At 74.2% G+C, this 14,977-nt stretch carries 15 protein-coding genes; 13 read left to right on the top strand and 2 right to left on the bottom strand.

Translation table 11 applies throughout. From position 1 onward, the window contains the following. The first annotated feature begins 21 nt into the window (after positions 1–21). From AB0P03_RS15750 to htpX, 11 genes are all read left to right on the top strand, one after another. On the top strand, positions 22–438 hold the full coding sequence (locus AB0P03_RS15750) for an NADH-quinone oxidoreductase subunit A (protein ID WP_280675333.1): 417 nt from the start codon (positions 22–24) through the stop codon (positions 436–438). Next, the gene (locus tag AB0P03_RS15755) at positions 429–1,064 is read left to right on the top strand and encodes an NADH-quinone oxidoreductase subunit B family protein (protein WP_363579962.1); all 636 of its coding nucleotides are present in this window, start codon (positions 429–431) and stop codon (positions 1,062–1,064) included. Before AB0P03_RS15750 ends, AB0P03_RS15755 begins: the two co-directional genes overlap by 10 nt. After that, positions 1,061–2,269 carry an NADH-quinone oxidoreductase subunit C gene (locus AB0P03_RS15760; protein WP_363629306.1) on the top strand — a complete coding sequence of 403 codons (1,209 nt, stop codon included), beginning with the start codon at positions 1,061–1,063 and terminating at the stop codon, positions 2,267–2,269. The genes AB0P03_RS15755 and AB0P03_RS15760 overlap by 4 nt, the downstream gene beginning before the upstream one ends. A gap of 2 nt (positions 2,270–2,271) precedes the next feature. After that, on the top strand, positions 2,272–3,225 hold the full coding sequence (nuoH, locus tag AB0P03_RS15765; RefSeq protein ID WP_350877389.1) for an NADH-quinone oxidoreductase subunit NuoH: 954 nt from the start codon (positions 2,272–2,274) through the stop codon (positions 3,223–3,225). Further along, the gene (locus AB0P03_RS15770) at positions 3,222–3,797 is read left to right on the top strand and encodes an NADH-quinone oxidoreductase subunit I (RefSeq protein WP_363629308.1); all 576 of its coding nucleotides are present in this window, start codon (positions 3,222–3,224) and stop codon (positions 3,795–3,797) included. Before nuoH ends, AB0P03_RS15770 begins: the two co-directional genes overlap by 4 nt. Continuing rightward, on the top strand, positions 3,794–4,501 hold the full coding sequence (locus tag AB0P03_RS15775) for an NADH-quinone oxidoreductase subunit J (RefSeq protein WP_363579965.1): 708 nt from the start codon (positions 3,794–3,796) through the stop codon (positions 4,499–4,501). Before AB0P03_RS15770 ends, AB0P03_RS15775 begins: the two co-directional genes overlap by 4 nt. After that, positions 4,501–4,872, top strand: a complete 372-nt coding sequence (nuoK, locus tag AB0P03_RS15780) for an NADH-quinone oxidoreductase subunit NuoK (RefSeq protein WP_350876976.1) — start codon at positions 4,501–4,503, stop codon at positions 4,870–4,872. The genes AB0P03_RS15775 and nuoK overlap by 1 nt, the downstream gene beginning before the upstream one ends. After that, complete coding sequence (locus tag AB0P03_RS15785; RefSeq protein WP_363629309.1) at positions 4,869–6,935, top strand: NADH-quinone oxidoreductase subunit L; 2,067 nt, start codon at positions 4,869–4,871, stop codon at positions 6,933–6,935. The genes nuoK and AB0P03_RS15785 overlap by 4 nt, the downstream gene beginning before the upstream one ends. Positions 6,936–6,997: 62 nt before the next feature. Beyond that, positions 6,998–8,578: an NADH-quinone oxidoreductase subunit M gene (locus AB0P03_RS15790; protein ID WP_363579967.1), complete on the top strand. Its 1,581-nt coding sequence runs from the start codon at positions 6,998–7,000 to the stop codon at positions 8,576–8,578. 56 nt (positions 8,579–8,634) lie between these two features. After that, positions 8,635–10,206 (top strand): NADH-quinone oxidoreductase subunit N, encoded by a 1,572-nt coding sequence (locus tag AB0P03_RS15795; RefSeq protein ID WP_363617875.1) that lies wholly within the window; start codon positions 8,635–8,637, stop codon positions 10,204–10,206. 160 nt (positions 10,207–10,366) lie between these two features. Continuing rightward, positions 10,367–11,230, top strand: coding sequence for a zinc metalloprotease HtpX (htpX, locus tag AB0P03_RS15800; RefSeq protein WP_350876984.1), 864 nt, complete (start codon positions 10,367–10,369; stop codon positions 11,228–11,230). A 27-nt stretch (positions 11,231–11,257) separates the two neighbouring features. Here the strand turns inward: htpX and AB0P03_RS15805 are convergent, their stop codons facing one another. Beyond that, a complete protein-coding gene (locus AB0P03_RS15805; RefSeq protein WP_363629311.1) occupies positions 11,258–12,712 on the bottom strand; it encodes a PLP-dependent aminotransferase family protein in 1,455 nt (484 codons plus the stop codon). Here AB0P03_RS15805 and AB0P03_RS15810 point away from each other — a divergent pair. Continuing rightward, a complete protein-coding gene (locus AB0P03_RS15810; RefSeq protein WP_363579970.1) occupies positions 12,711–13,616 on the top strand; it encodes a DMT family transporter in 906 nt (301 codons plus the stop codon). The two genes, AB0P03_RS15805 and AB0P03_RS15810, sit on opposite strands and share 2 nt — an antisense overlap. A 47-nt stretch (positions 13,617–13,663) precedes the next feature. Here the strand turns inward: AB0P03_RS15810 and AB0P03_RS15815 are convergent, their stop codons facing one another. Beyond that, positions 13,664–14,245 carry a hypothetical protein gene (locus AB0P03_RS15815; protein WP_363629312.1) on the bottom strand — a complete coding sequence of 194 codons (582 nt, stop codon included), beginning with the start codon at positions 14,243–14,245 and terminating at the stop codon, positions 13,664–13,666. 305 nt (positions 14,246–14,550) lie between these two features. Here AB0P03_RS15815 and AB0P03_RS15820 point away from each other — a divergent pair, with 305 nt between their 5' ends. Then, on the top strand, positions 14,551–14,976 hold the full coding sequence (locus AB0P03_RS15820) for a BlaI/MecI/CopY family transcriptional regulator (RefSeq protein WP_363579972.1): 426 nt from the start codon (positions 14,551–14,553) through the stop codon (positions 14,974–14,976). Position 14,977 lies beyond the last annotated feature (1 nt).

The following is a 14,977-nucleotide window of genomic DNA, read 5'->3' on the forward strand; positions in this document are numbered from 1 at the left end:
GCCGAGGTGGAGGGCGAAGGCATGGAGGGGCAGCATGCGGCTGCCGTCGCGGCCGACCCGGCGGTCGGCGGCGGCTACTTCGACGCGTACGCCGCGATGGGCCTGCTGGCCGTCGTCGGGGTGCTCTTCGTCGCCGTGGCGTTCACGGCCAACCGACTGCTGCGGCCGGTGGTCTACTCGCCCGAGAAACTCCTCGCCTACGAGTGCGGGGTGGACCCGGTGGGCGAGGACTGGGCGCACACCCAGATCCGCTACTACGTGTACGCCTTCCTGTACGTGATCTTCGCGGTCGACGCGATCTACCTGTTCCCGTGGGCGACGGTCTTCGCCACCGCCGGGTACGGCGCCGGAACGCTGATCGAGATGTTCCTCTTCATCGGCTTCCTCGCGGTCGGCCTGCTCTACGCCTGGAAGAAGGGCGTTCTGGAATGGACGTGACGCACACCCACTCGCACGGCGCCCAGGGCGGCCCGGTCCCGCTCGGCCTCCCGGACCCGTCGCGCCCCGGCGCCGTCGAGCGCCGTGGCATCGGCCCGCTGGCCCGGCTCGCGCCCGACCCGGTCAAGGTCGTGCTCAACTGGGGCCGCCGCTACAGCCTCTGGTGCTTCAACTTCGGCCTGGCCTGTTGCGCGATCGAGTTCATCGCCGCGTCCATGGCCAAACACGACTTCATCCGGATGGGTGTCATTCCGTTCGCGCCCGGACCCCGTCAGGCCGACCTGATGATCGTCTCGGGGACGGTGACCGACAAGATGGCGCCCGCCGTCAAGCGCCTCTACGAGCAGATGCCCGAGCCGAAGTACGTCATCTCCTTCGGCGCCTGCTCCAACTCCGGCGGCCCGTACTGGGACTCCTACTCGGTGACCAAGGGCGTGGACCAGATCATCCCGGTCGACGTCTACGTGCCCGGCTGCCCGCCCCGGCCCGAGGCGCTGCTCCAGGGCATCCTCAAGCTCCAGGAGAAGATCGCCGCCGAGTCGCTGCCCGACCGCTACACCGCGCCCGCGGCGGCGCTGCGCCGCCCGCTGGTGACGGGGCCTTCGACCGAGGGAGGGGTCTCGTGACTTCCGCCGAGCAGTACGCGGCGTCGGTCGGGGAGTGGGCGACCGGCGCCGAGGCTTACGGGCTGGTCACCGTCGACGTCCCCGCCGAGCACTGGATCGAGGCGCTCACCAGTGCCCGCGACACGCTCGGCCTGGGCTACTTCGACTGGCTGAGCGCCGTCGACGAACTGGCCGAGGGCTTCTCCGTGGTCGCCCACCTCGCCTCCGCCGACGCCCCGGGCGTGCGCCACCTGGCGCTGCGCACCCGGGTGCCGCGGGACAAGGCCGCGCTGCCCACCGCCGTCCCGGTCTACGCGGGCGCCGCCTGGCACGAGCGCGAGACCCACGAGATGTTCGGCATCGACTTCCCCGGACACCCCTACCTCGCCACCCTGCTGCTGCCGGACGGCTTCGAGGGGTACCCGCTGCGCAAGGAGTTCGTGCTCGCGGCCCGGGTCGCCAAGGCCTGGCCGGGCGCCAAGGAGCCGGGCGAGTCGGACCACGGCGACGGGCCCGCCCGGCGCAAGATGCAGCCGGCCGGGGTGCCGGACCCGAACGAGTGGGGGCCGCTGAAGGGCACCCTGCCGCCGGTCGCCGAGCGGCCCGCGCGCGGTGCGCGGGCGGCGGGCGCGGCCGGGCGGACGCCCCGGGCTGCTGGTGCTGGTGCTGGTGCCGGTGCTGCTGCCGGTGCCGGTGCCGAGGGCACGGCGGTGCGGGCGGACCGGCCGCGGCGGACCAGGACGGTGGCGGAGGGGTCGGCGAGTCAGGCGGGGGCCGAGGCTGCCGGTGCCGGTGCTCCGGCCGCTGCTTCGGCTGCTGCTCCGAGCGCTGCTTCGGCCGCTGCTCCGGCTGCCGGCGAGGCGGCGCCCGTGGTGCGGGCGGACCGGCCGCGCCGGGTCAGGTCGGTGTCCGACGGATCGGTCAGCCAGGCTGCGGAGCCGGCGCCCGCCGAGGCTGCCGAGGCCGCTGCGCCTGCCGAGCCGAAGGCCGAGGGCTCGGCGTCGCCGCGGACCCGGTCCTCGGACGCGCCCTGGCACAACCCGATGCCCGCGCACGACGAGCCCGCGAAGCCCGCCGAGGCGCAGGCCCCGGCCGAGCCCGCGAAGCCTGCGGAGGAGCCTGCCGAGGAGCAGTCGCCCGCCGAGCCGACGAAGCCCGCCGCGCCTGCGGGCGGGCAGGACGAGACGTCGGCCGGACCGGCCGGCCAGGACGGAGACGGCGCGTGAACCTGCTCGACACGGTGCTGCGCTGCGTCGCCACCCTGGTCGTCTTCCTCACCTTCCCGCTGGTCATCGGCCAGACCGAGCACAAGGTCATGGCGCACATGCAGGGCCGGCTCGGCCCGATGTACGCGGGCGGCTTCCACGGCTGGGCGCAGCTCGTCGCGGACGGCGTGAAGTTCGCGCAGAAGGAGGACATCGTCCCGGCCGGGGCGGACCGCCGGATCTTCCAGCTGGCGCCCGCCGTCTCGCTGCTGCCGTACCTCTTCGTGCTGCTGGCGATCCCGGTCGGCCCGAACGGCTTCGTCGGCCAGGCGATCGACGCCGGCCTGTTCTTCGTGCTGGCCGTGATGGGTGTCGGCGTGATCGGCAAGCTGATGGCCGGCTGGGCCTCGGCGAACAAGTTCTCGCTGCTCGGCGGCCTGCGCACGGCCGCGCAGCTGATGTCGTACGAGCTGCCGATGGTGCTGGCGGCGGCCTCGGTGGCGATGGCCGCCGGCACGCTCTCGCTGCCCGGGATCGTGGACGCCTGGGAGTGGTACTGGCTGCCCTGGCAGCTCATCGGCGCGTTCGTGTTCTTCACGGCCGGTCTGGCCGAGCTCCAGCGCCCGCCGTTCGACATGCCGGTCGCCGACTCGGAGATCATCTTCGGCGCGTACACCGAGTACACGGGCCTGCGCTTCGCACTGTTCCTGCTGTCCGAGTACGTGGGCATCCTGGTGGTGTCGGCGCTGACCGCGGTGCTCTTCCTGGGCGGCTGGCACGGCCCGCTGGCGGACCAGCTCGGCTGGCTCTGGATGATCCTGAAGACCTTCGCGCTGGCCTTCGTGGTCATCTGGCTGCGGGTCACCTACCCGCGTCTGCGCGAGGACCAGCTGATGCGCTTCGCGTGGACCGTGCTGATCCCGCTCGCCCTCGTCCAGCTGGCCCTGACCGGCGTCATCAAGGTGGCGATCTCATGAGTTTTCCCGGTGCCGGCCTGGCCAAGGGCCTGGCCGTGACCCTGCGGACGATGACGAAGAAGACCGTCACCGCGCAGTACCCCGATGTGCAGCCGGTGCTGCCGCCGCGTTCGCGCGGCGTCATCGCGCTGCTGGAGGAGAACTGCACGGTGTGCATGCTCTGCGCGCGCGAGTGCCCGGACTGGTGCATCTACATCGACTCCCACAAGGAGACGCTGCCGGCCGCCGAGCCGAACGCGCGGGCCCGCACCCGTAACGTGCTGGACCGGTTCGCCATCGACTTCTCGCTCTGCATGTACTGCGGGATCTGCATCGAGGTGTGCCCCTTCGACGCGCTGTTCTGGTCGCCCGAGTTCGAGTACGCCGAGACCGACATCCTGGAGCTGACCCACGAGCGGGACAAGCTCCGCGAGTGGATGTGGACCGTCCCGGCGCCGCCGGCGCTGGACCCGGCGGCCGAGGAGCCCAAGGAGATCGCCACCGCGCGCAAGGCTGCGGACAAGCTGGCCGCCGCAGCCGCCGCAGCCGCCGCAGCCGCCTCGGCGGCCTCGGATGAGGGGGAGGCCCAGTGAGCGCCGCCACCCTGCTCGCGGCGACCGGCTCGCTGGAGCCGGCCGCCCGTTCGTTCCTGTCCCCGACCGGGGTGGAGATCGTCTTCCTGCTGGTCGGCATCGCCGTGCTCGGCTCGGCCGTGGTCGCCGTCAGCACCAAGCAGCTGGTGCACGCCGCGCTCTGGCTGGTGGTCGCGCTGGGCGGGCTGGCGGTGGAGTTCCTGCTGCTCACCGCCGAGTTCATCGCCTGGGTGCAGGTGCTGATCTACCTCGGCTCGGTGATCGTCCTGGTGCTGTTCGGGCTGATGCTCACCAAGGCACCGATCGGGCGCTCGCCGGACGCCGACTCCAAGAACCGCTGGGTGGCCCTGGCCGTGGCGCTCGCCTCGGCCGGGACACTGGTGACGCTGGTCGTCGACGCCTTCCGGACCTCCTGGATCGATCTCGGCGCGGGGGGCGGCTCGGCCGCCGTCACCGGGGCGAGCCTGTTCCGCCACTGGGTGCTGCCCTTCGAAGCCCTCTCCGTGCTGCTGCTGGCGGCGCTGGTCGGCGCGATCGTGCTGTCGCGCGGGTCGAAGCGGCGGGTGCCGCCGCCCCGGGCGGGCCGGCTGCGCGCCGGTCGGCCGGTGGGCTCGAACGGGACCGTCGCCGCCACCGTGCCCCGGCCGGCGCCGGAGAGCCCGGCGGCCGCAGAGGCTGCGCCGTCCGCGTCGGAGGAGAGCTGATGCACCTCGCCTACCCCGTCGTCCTCGCCGCGCTGCTGTTCAGCGTCGGCGTGTACGGCGTGCTCGCCCGGCGCAACGCCGTCCTGGTCCTGATGTCCGTCGAGCTGATGCTCAACGCCGTCAACCTCAACCTGGTCGCCTTCGACACCTGGCTGCGCGACTCGCTGCACGCCGGCCAGGCGCTCACCCTGTTCACCATCACCGTCGCCGCCGCCGAGATCGGGCTGGGGCTCGCCATCGTCCTGCTGCTGTTCCGGGCCCGGGGCACCGCGGACATCGACCGGGCCACCGCGCTCGGCGATCCGGCGGAGCCGCTCGCCGAGGAGACGCCGGCCGGAGCCGAGGCGCTGAAGGGCCAGGCCGCCGCATGAACCTCGCCCTGCCCGCTCTCGTCCCCGTGCTGCCCGCACTCGGGGCCGCCGCGACCCTGGCCGTCGGCAAGAAGGCGCCCGGCCTGGCCCGGCCGCTGGCCATCGTGCCGGTCGCCGTCTCGGCCGTGCTCGCCCTGGTCGTCGCCCTCCAGCTCGGCACCGGCCAAGCGCTGGACGCCGCCACCCGGCTCACCCCGACCGGCGGCCCGGACATCGCGCTCGCCCTCCACCTGGACGGCTTCAGCTCGCTGATCTCCGTGCTGGTCGGCCTGGTCGCCACCTGCGTGCAGGTCTACTCGACCGCGTACCTCAGGAAGGACCCGCGCTACCCGTCGTACGCCGCGCTGGTCTCGCTGTTCACCGCGGCGATGTTCCTGGTGGTCTACTCGGGCGACCTGATCGTGCTGCTGGTCGGCTGGGAGGTCATGGGCATCTGCTCGTACTTCCTGATCGGCCACCACTGGGAGACCGAGGACGCCCGCTCGGCCTCGCTCAAGGCCTTCCTGGTCACCAAGCTCGGCGACGTGCCGTTCCTGTTCGGGATCTTCCTGCTCGGCGCGGACGCCGGCAGCTTCCGGATCCCCGACGTGCTGGCCGCCGCGACCGACGGGCGGCTCGGCCACCCGACGCTGATCGCCCTGCTGCTGCTCGCCGGGGTGGCAGGCAAGAGCGCGCAGTTCCCGCTGCACACCTGGCTCCCGGACGCCATGGCCGGCCCGACGCCGGTCTCCGCGCTGATCCACGCCGCCACCATGGTCGCGGCCGGCATCTACCTGGTCGCCCGGCTGTTGCCGGTGTTCCTGCTGTCGGGTGCGGCGCTGGTCGTGCTGGCCGTGATGGCCGCCGTGACGATGATCGGCTCGGCACTCTGCGCGCTCGCCCAGGACGACCTCAAACGGGTGCTCGCCTACTCCACCGTCGGCCAGCTCGGCTACATGGCCGGGGCGCTGGCCGCCGGCGACCGCGAGGCCTCCGTCTTCCACCTGGTCAGCCACGGCGCCTTCAAGGCGCTGCTGTTCCTGGCCGCCGGCGTGGTGATCCACGCCGCGCACACCAACTCGATCTCCGCGATGTCCCGGATCCCCGGGCTGCGCAAGCGCGTCCCGGACGCCTACTGGACGATGGGCATCGCGCTCGTCGCCCTGGTCGGGCTGCCGCCGTTCTCCGGCTTCTTCAGCAAGGAGGCGGTGCTGACCGCCGCCGAGCACGCCGCCAACGGCGAGGCGCTCACCAACGGGCTCGGCCCGGCCTCGGCCGTGCCGGAGGCCGCCGGGTGGATCGTGCTGATCTCCGCCGGACTCACCGCGCTGCTCACCGCCGCGTACGCGACCCGGCTCTTCCTGGTCAGCTTCCACAGCCCGCAGGCTGCCGGGGCGCCGCAGGCCGCAGCGTCTCAGGCCGGAGCGTCGCAGGCCGTGGCGCCTGCGGCAGGGCACGAGGCGGACGCGCCGTACTCGCCCGAGCTCGACGAGGCCGACCCGGCCACCGCCGAGCCGCCCGCGATGCGCTGGCCGCTCTGGGTGCTGGCGATCCCGACCATGGGCTTCGGCGTCGCCGGGCTGCGCTCGGACTGGCTGCCCGCGCTGCTGGACGGCGGCTCGCTGCGCCCCTCGGCCGTCACCGCCGTCATCGGCACCGGGCTCGCCGTGGTCGGCGTGCTCGCGGCGTACGGCGCCTGGCGCTCGGCGACCGCGCGGCTGGCCACCGGCCGCCCGGCCCCGGCCGACGCCGGCCGGGTGCCCGAGCAGGCCGGAGCCCCGGCCGCCGAGGTGATCGTCGCCGACCCCGGGCGCACCCTGCTCGGCCCGCTGTTCGGCCCGGCCCGGCACGGCTTCGGCGTCGACCGGCTGTACCACGCGCTGTTCGTCCGCCCGGTGACCGCCGCCGCCCGGCTGGTCCGCTTCCTCGACCGCGAGGTCGTCGAGACCTACGTGCGAGGCAGCGGGGTCGGCGCCAACCTGCTCGGCCGGGCCGTCCGGCTCGCGCAGACCGGCAACGCGCAGACCTACCTCAGCGCGCTGCTCGCCGGCGTCGTCCTGCTGGCCGTCCTGGTGGCGGTGTAGCGGATGCCGTACCCCCTGTCCCCGGTTCCCCCGATTCCGACCGCCGCCCGTAGGAGCCCCCGATGAACGCAGTCCTCATCGCCCTCCTGGTGCTGCCGCTGCTCGGCGCCGCGCTCACCCTGGCGCCGGCGTTCGGCCGGGAGCCGGCCGCCGCCGACCGGCGGGCGCTGCGGCTGAACACCGTCGTCACCGGCGCGGTGCTGCTGCTCACCGTCGCCCTGGCGGCCGGATTCGACCACGACGAACCCGCCCGGATGCAGGCCACCACCGACGTGTCCTGGATCCCGGCCCTCAACGTGCGCCTCCACCTCGGCGTGGACGGCGTCTCGCTGCCGCTGATCGTGCTGACCGCACTGCTCACCTTCCTCTGCGCGCTGTACTCGGAGAAGCGGCTGCCGGGCGGGGACGCCCGGGGCGAGGCCGCTGATGGGCGCCGTCCGTCGGCGAAGGCCTTCGTCGGGCTGTTCCTCCTCCTCGAAGTCGGCATGCTCGCCACCTTCGCGGTGCTGGACCTCCTGCTCTTCTTCCTGGCCTTCGAGATCGTGCTGATCCCGATGTACTTCCTGATCGCCCGCTGGGGGAGCGGCGCGAAGGCCCCGGCCGCCAACCGGTTCATCCTGTACACGCTGCTCGGCTCGGCCGTGATGCTGCTCGGCTTCCTGCTGATCGGCAGCAAGGCCGGGACCTTCGACATGCAGGCCCTGGCCGCCGCGCACGGCAACGGCCTGAGCCACACCACCCAGGTGATCGCCGCCCTGGCGATCATGGTCGGGCTCGCGGTCAAGGCCCCCGCCTGGCCGCTGCACAGCTGGCTCCCGGACGCGCACACCGCCGCTCCGACGGTCGGCTCGGTGCTGCTCGCCGGCGTGCTGCTGAAGATGGGCACGTACGGTCTGGTCCGCGTCCTCCTCCCGGTCGTGCCCGACGGCACCGCGACGCTCGCCCCCTACCTGGGCGCGTTCGCCGCCGTCGGCATCGTCTACGGATCACTGGCCTGTCTGGCGCTGGCCCGCCCCGGCGCCAAGGGCGACCTCAAGCGCCTGATCGCGTACTCCTCCGTCGGCCACATGGGCTTCGTGCTGCTGGGCATCGCCTCCCTCACTCCGGTGGGCGTCAACGGCGCGCTGTTCGCCAACATCGCCCACGGTCTGATCACCGGTCTGCTGTTCTTCCTCGTCGGCGCCCTCAAGGACCGCTACGGCACGGCGGACCTCGACACCCTCTCCGGCGCCACCGGCGCCGCCCTGTACGGCCGCGCCCCGCGGATCGGCGCGCTGCTCGCCTTCGCCGCCGTCGCCAGCCTCGGCCTGCCAGGCCTGGCCGGCTTCTGGGGCGAGCTGCTCGCCATGTTCGGCGCGTTCGACCCGGCCGACGGCCTGTCGCGCCCCGCGTTCGTCACCTACATGGTCCTGGCCGGTCTCGGTACCCTCCTCACGGCCGCCTACCTGCTGATCGTGGTCAAGCGCGTCTGCATGGGCGACCCCAAGCAGCCCGCCCCGGTGGAGCAGGTCGCCGACATGCGCCCGTACGAGGCCGTCAGCTGGACGCCGCTGGCCGCCCTCACCCTGCTCGCCGGCCTCTGGCCCGCGCTCCTGCTCGGCCTCTCCGACCCCGCCGTCAAGCACCTCCTCGGGGGTGGCTGACCGTGCTCGGAGCCCAGATCGCCGCACTCGGACCTCACTCCACGGGGCAGCACACTGTGACCTCCCTCGCCGTAGCCAACCCGGGCAGCCTGATCCAGTCCGTGGACTGGGTGGCGATCGCGCCCCCGCTGATCGCCGCGGTGGCCGCCCTCGCCGTCCTGCTCACCGACCTGTTCCTGCCCGAGCGGCACCGGAAGTGGCTCGGCCGCCTCGCCGCGGCCGGACTCGCCCTCGCCCTCATCGCACTCCTCCCCCTCACCGGGGGATCACCCCGGGCGACCTTCTGTGTGCAGAACGTAGCAGGGGGGTCTGACAACGCGGGCTGCTCGTACGTCGCCGACCACTTCGCCCTGGTGTTCCAGCTGCTCGCCCTCGGCGGTGCGCTGATCGCCGCGCTGCTCTCCGCGCACACCGTCGAGGAGGAGAAGCTGCCCGGCGGCGAGTACTGGTTCCTGCTGCTCTCCAGCGCCACCGGTGCCGCGCTGCTGCCCGCCTCCCGCGACCTCGCCACCATGGTGATCGCGCTGGAGGTCGCCTCGCTGCCCGCCTTCGCCCTGGTCGCGCTGCGCCGGGACGGCCGGGGCGCCGAGGCCGCGCTCAAGTTCTTCGTCTCCTCCGTCACCGCCACGGCCGTGATGCTGCTCGGCGTCGGCTTCGTCTACGCGGCCAGCGGCAGCCTGCACCTCGGCGCCGTCGCCCAGGGCCTGGAACACGCCCCCGGGCAGCTCAAGCCGCTGGCCGAGGCGGGCGCCGTGCTGACTCTGGTCGGCTTCGCCTTCAAGGTCGCCGCCGTCCCGTTCCACTTCTGGGTGCCCGACACCTACACCGGCGCCCCGCTGCCGGTGGCCGGTTACCTCTCGGTGGTCGGCAAGGCGGCCGGCCTGTCCGGCCTCGCGCTCGCCACCACCATCGCCTTCCGCCCGTACGCGCACACCTGGGGCCTGGCGCTCGCCGTGCTGGCCGCCGTCACCATGACGGTGGGCAACGTCGGCGCGCTGCGCCAGCGCTTCGACACCCGCTACAGCGCGGTGCGGCTGCTCGCCTGGTCGTCCGTCGGCCAGGCCGGCTACCTGCTGGTGCCGCTCGCCGCCGCCGGCTACGCGCCCACCGGGGTCGATCCGCTCGGCGCCACCGCCGCGTACGCGCTGATCTACGGCGTGGTGAACCTCGGCGCGTTCGGCGTGGTCGCGGCGGTCGGCCGCCGGGCCGGGACCAGCGTGGACGACTTCCGCGGCCTGTTCGCCCGGCGCCGCTGGACGGCCCTCGCGCTCGCCTTCTTCCTGCTCTGCCTGGCCGGGCTGCCCCCGGGCGTGATCGGCCTGTTCGGCAAGGTCGTGGTGTTCCGCGCGGCCGTCGACGCCGGGCTGGGCTGGCTGGCCGTCGTGATGGCCGTCAACGTGGTCGTCGCGCTGTACTACTACCTGCTCTGGACGACCCGGCTGTTCGCCCCGGCGCCGGGTGCCGAGGAAGGTGCCGAACCGGGCGCCGCTCCGGTCGGCGGGGCCGGGGCCGAAGGCCGGCTGCCGGCCACCCTGACCGCCACGCTGGGGCTCACCGCCTCGGTGGCCGTGGTCCTCTCCTTCGCCCCGCAGCTGGTCCTCCAGGTCGCCGGCGGAAGCCTGTTCTGAGCGCGCGCCCGCCCGGCCGGCCGCCGCGGTCCGGCCCGGCGGGGTGCCGCGGTGGTGTCACGCCGGTCACAAGGGAACAAGGCCCAGGCCCCCACCCGTTGACCGGGCAAGAGGGACGAGGCAGAAAGGGCTTCCCCACCGCACCATTGGAGGGCCTGACGTGCACCGCCGGCACAACGGACTGAGGACCGCCGTCCTGCTCGGCGGCCTCTCGGCGCTCATCTTGGTGATCGGCGGATTCTTCGGCCGAACCGGCTTGGTGATCGCCCTGCTGGTCGCCCTCGGCACCAACGCCTACGCCTACTGGAACAGCGACAAGCTCGCGCTGCGGGCCATGCGGGCCCGGCCGGTCAGCGAGATCGAGGCGCCACGGCTCTACCGGATCGTCCGCGAGCTCTCCACCGCGGCCCGCCAGCCGATGCCGCGCCTCTACATCTCCCCGACCCCCGCGCCGAACGCCTTCGCCACCGGCCGCAACCCGCGCAACGCGGCCGTCTGCTGCACCGACGGCATCCTGCAGCTGCTGGACGAACGCGAGCTGCGGGGTGTGCTCGGGCACGAGCTGAGCCACGTCTACAACCGGGACATCCTGATCTCCTCGGTCGCCGGGGCGCTCGCCTCGGTGGTGATGTTCCTGGTGAACTTCGCCTGGCTGATCCCCTTCGGTCGCAGCGACGACGACGACGGGCCCGGCCTCTTCGGCATGCTCGCCATCATGATCCTCGGCCCGCTGGCGGCCGGGCTCATCCAGCTGGCCGTCAGCCGCTCCCGCGAGTACCAGGCCGATGCCGACGGCGCCCGGATCACCGGCGACCCGCTCGCCCTGGCCGGCGCCCTGCGCAAGCTCGACGCCGGCACCCGCCGGCTGCCCCTCCCGCCGGAGCCGCAGATCCAGACCGCCAGCCACATGATGATCGCCAGCCCCTTCCGCCCCGGCGAGGCCGGCGCCCGGCTCTTCTCCACCCACCCGCCGATGGCGGAGCGCATCGCCCGGTTGGAGCGGATGGCGGGCTACGGGCGCTGAGGCCCGCGCTCCGCGCGGGGCCGGAGGTCAGGCCGGCAGGTCCTCGTAGGCCCGGCGGAGGCGGTGGATCCCCTCGGCGGTGTGCGCGGAGCTCTCGGCGGCCGCGTAGCTGAGGCGCAGGTGCGGGGCCGGGGGTTCGGCCGCGTGGTACGGGCGGCCGGGGGTGACCTGGACGCCGGCGCGCAGGGCGGCGGCGGTGAGGGCGCCGTCGTCGACGCCGTCCGGGAGCCGCAGCCACAGGTGGTAGCCGCCGGGCCGGTAGGCGCCGAGCAGACCGGGCAGTTCGCGGTGCAGGGCGGCGACGGTGGCGGTGCGGCGGGTCCGCAGTTCCGCCCCGAGGGCGCGCAGGTGCCGGGCCCAGCCGGGGTCGGCGACCAGTTCCAGCGTCGCCTCCTGGAGCGGCCGGGGCACGAAGAAGCTGTCCACCACCTGGGTGGCCCGCAGCCGGGCCAGGGCCGGGCCGCGCGCGGTGAGCGCGCCGACCCGCAGATTGGGCGAGGCGGCCTTGGTCAGCGACCGCAGGTGCACCACGACCCCGTCCTGGTCGTCGGCGGCGAGCGGGCGCGGCAGCGCGGGGGCGTCCGCGTGGACGAGCAGGCGGGCGAAGTCGTCCTCGACGACGAACGCGCCGGCCGCCCGGGCGATCCGCAGCACCTCGGAGCGCCGGGTGGGGGAGAGCACCGCGCCGGTCGGGTTCTGGAACAGCGGCTGGCAGACGAAGACCCGCGCCCGGGTGGCCTCGAAGGCGTCGGCCAGCAGGTCGGTGCGCACCCCGTCGGCGTCGACCGGGACGGGGACGGGCCGCAGCCCGGCCGCGCGGACGACCGCCAGGATGCCCGAGTAGGTCGGCGACTCCACCAGGACGGGCGCGCCGGGCGCGGCGAGCGAGCGCATGGCCACGGTGAGCCCGCCCTGGCCGCCGGAGGTGATCAGGACGTCCCCGGCGCCGATCGGCCCGCCGGTGCCGCCGATGTCGCGGGCGAACCAGCCGCGCAACTCGGTGAGGCCGTCGGTGGGCGGCCGGTTCCAGGCGCCCGGGCGCCGTCCGGCCCGGGCGAGGGCGGTGGCCAGCAGGCGTTCGGGCAGCAGCGAGGCGTGCGGGTAGCCGCTGTTGAGGTCGATGACGTCGGGCGGGGGCACGCGGAGGGTGGCGAACACCGGGGCGGCCAGCAGGTCACGGGGGTCGGAGTCGGCGCTGAGCGCGACCTCCTGCCAGGAGAGGTCGCCGGGACGGGCGGCGGGCGCGGCGGTGCCGGCCGGGCGCCCGGCGAAGGCCGCCGCCCGGAACACCCCGGCGCCCGGCCGGGAGACCACCAAGCCCTCGGCCGCGAGGACCGCGATGGCCCGGGAGACCGTCACCGGGCTGACCTGGTGGCGCTCCACCAGCACCCGGCTGGACGGCAGCTTTCGCCCCTCCGGGTAGCGCTCGACCTCCCGTCGCAGCCTGTCGGCGAGTTCGGTCACACTGCTACGCTCGTTCATGACGGCACAAGATAGCGCTACCCGCCCGTCGGCGGTAGCACCGCGAAGCCCCGCCTCCGGCACCGCCCTGGCCGCCCTCGGGGTGGCCTCCTTCTCCCTCAGCTTCCCCGCCACCGCGTGGGCCCTGACCGGCTTCGGGCCGTGGACCGCGACCGGGCTGCGCGGCGCGCTGGCGGGGGTGCTGGCCGCGCTCTACCTGGCGGCCGTCGGCGCCCCGCTGCCGAAGCGGCGGCACTGGCCCGGCCTGCTGGTGGTGTCGGGAGGCTGTGTGCTGGGCTTCCCGCTGCTGACCACGCTCGCCCTGCGGACCTCCTCGACCGCCCACTCGGCTGTCGTCATCGGTGTCCTGCCGCTGGCCACCGCGGTGGTCGCGGCGCTGCGCACCGGCCGTCGGCCGTCCCGGGCGTTCTGGGCGGCGGCGGTGGCGGGGGCGGCGGCCGTCCTCGGCTTCACCCTGCTGCAGAGCCACGGTCGGCCGACCGTCGCGGACCTGCTCCTGTTCGTCGGGGTAGCGATCTGCGCGGCCGGGTACGCGGAGGGCGGGCGGCTCTCCCGGGACCTGCCGGGCGCCCAGGTGATCGCCTGGGCGGTGGTGGCCGCGCTGCCGGTGACGCTGCTGACCACCGCCCTCGCGCTGCCCGCCGAGCCGGTCCACCTCGGGGCGAAGGCGCTGACCGGGCTGGCGTACACGGCGGCGGTGTCGCAGTTCGGCGGGTTCGTGCTCTGGTACCGGGGGATGGCGGAGATCGGGGTGCCGAGGGCCAGCCAACTGCAACTCGCACAGCCGCTGTTGACCCTGGTCTGGTCGGTGCTGCTGCTGGGCGAGGACCTGCCCGCGGCCGCACCGGTCACGGCGGTGGTGGTGCTGGTCTGCATCGCGGTCACCCAGCGGGCCCGGACCTGAGGCGGGCCCGGAGCTGAGACGGTACGGGCGCGCGGGCCACCGGGTCGTCAGAGCGGGGTGCCCTCCTGGGGGCGGTAGACGCAGAGCGCGCAGATGATGAAGACGTCCAGTGCGATCACCACGAGCGACCAGAGCGGGAAGTACGGCAGGACCAGGAAGCTGTCGAGGGCACTCAGCGAGGTGAGGAGGATACCGGCGTAGCGGGCCCAGGCGGCGCCCTTGAGCAGGAACGCGCCGGTCACCGCGACCAGCACGCCGACGATGATGTGGACCCAGCCCCAGCCGGTGAGATCGAACCGGAAGACGTAGCGGGGGGTGTGGACGAAGAGGTCGTCGTTGGAGACCGCCATGATGCCCCGGAGGGCCTCCATGATGCCGTTGATCAGCATCAGCACACCGGCGAACATCACCAGGCCGGGCGCCCAGTCGCTGAACTGGTTGCCCGGCGTCGGCTGCGGCGTGCCGGGGCCGGTGCGCCAGGTCTGCCCGGGCTGCTCGGGCTGCTCAGGGCCGGTGCGCCAGGTCTGCCTGGGCTGCTCAGGGTCGGTGCGCCGGGTCTGCCCGGGCTGCTCGGGGCCGGTGCGCGGGGGCTGCTCCGGCTGCTCGGGGTCGGGCGACGGGCTGCTCATGGACTCCTCCAGGGGCCGAACAGGCCTACGGGCGGACCGTACGGACTTCGACCGTCCGTCGGGCCGGGGCGCCGGGCAACCGGGCCGGGGCCGTTCGGGCGACGCGTCGTGCGGGCCCGCGGTACGCCCGGAGCCCCGGCCCGGCGAGCGTGACGGGGGTTCGGGGCCGGGGTCCGGGAGCGGGGGTCGAGGGCGGTGGGGGTGGGAAGCCCGGCGCGAACCGGTTCGCGCCGGGCCCGCGCTCGTTAGGATGAGCGGGTGCCCCGCCGGCTCCGGGGCGCGGCATCCGGAGGGAGTGGGCCGTCATGGCAGACGAGAGGCACGCCTCGGCGGCCGCGGAAGCGCCCGTCCGAAGGCGCGGCCAGGGCGAGTTGGAGGCACAGGTACTCGCGGTGCTCCAACGGGCGCCCGGCCCGGCCACCGCGGGGTGGGTCCAGGAACGCCTGGAGGGCGACCTGGCGTACACCACCGTGATGACCATCCTGTCCCGGCTGCACGCCAAGAGCGCCGTCTCGCGGTCCCGTTCGGGCCGCTCCTACCTGTGGCAGGCCTCCTCCGACGCGGCCGGGCTGGCGGCCCTGCGGATGCGCCGGATGCTCGACGGAGAAGCGGACCGGGACGCCGTCCTGGCCAGCTTCGTGAGCGCGCTGCTCCCGCACGACGAGGACCTGCTGCGGGCGCTGCTGGACGCCGCGTCCGTCGATCCGGCAGCGGCCGACCGTGAGAGCTGAC

This window comes from Kitasatospora sp. NPDC088779 (assembly GCF_040685395.1).
GTDB lineage: Bacteria > Actinomycetota > Actinomycetes > Streptomycetales > Streptomycetaceae > Kitasatospora.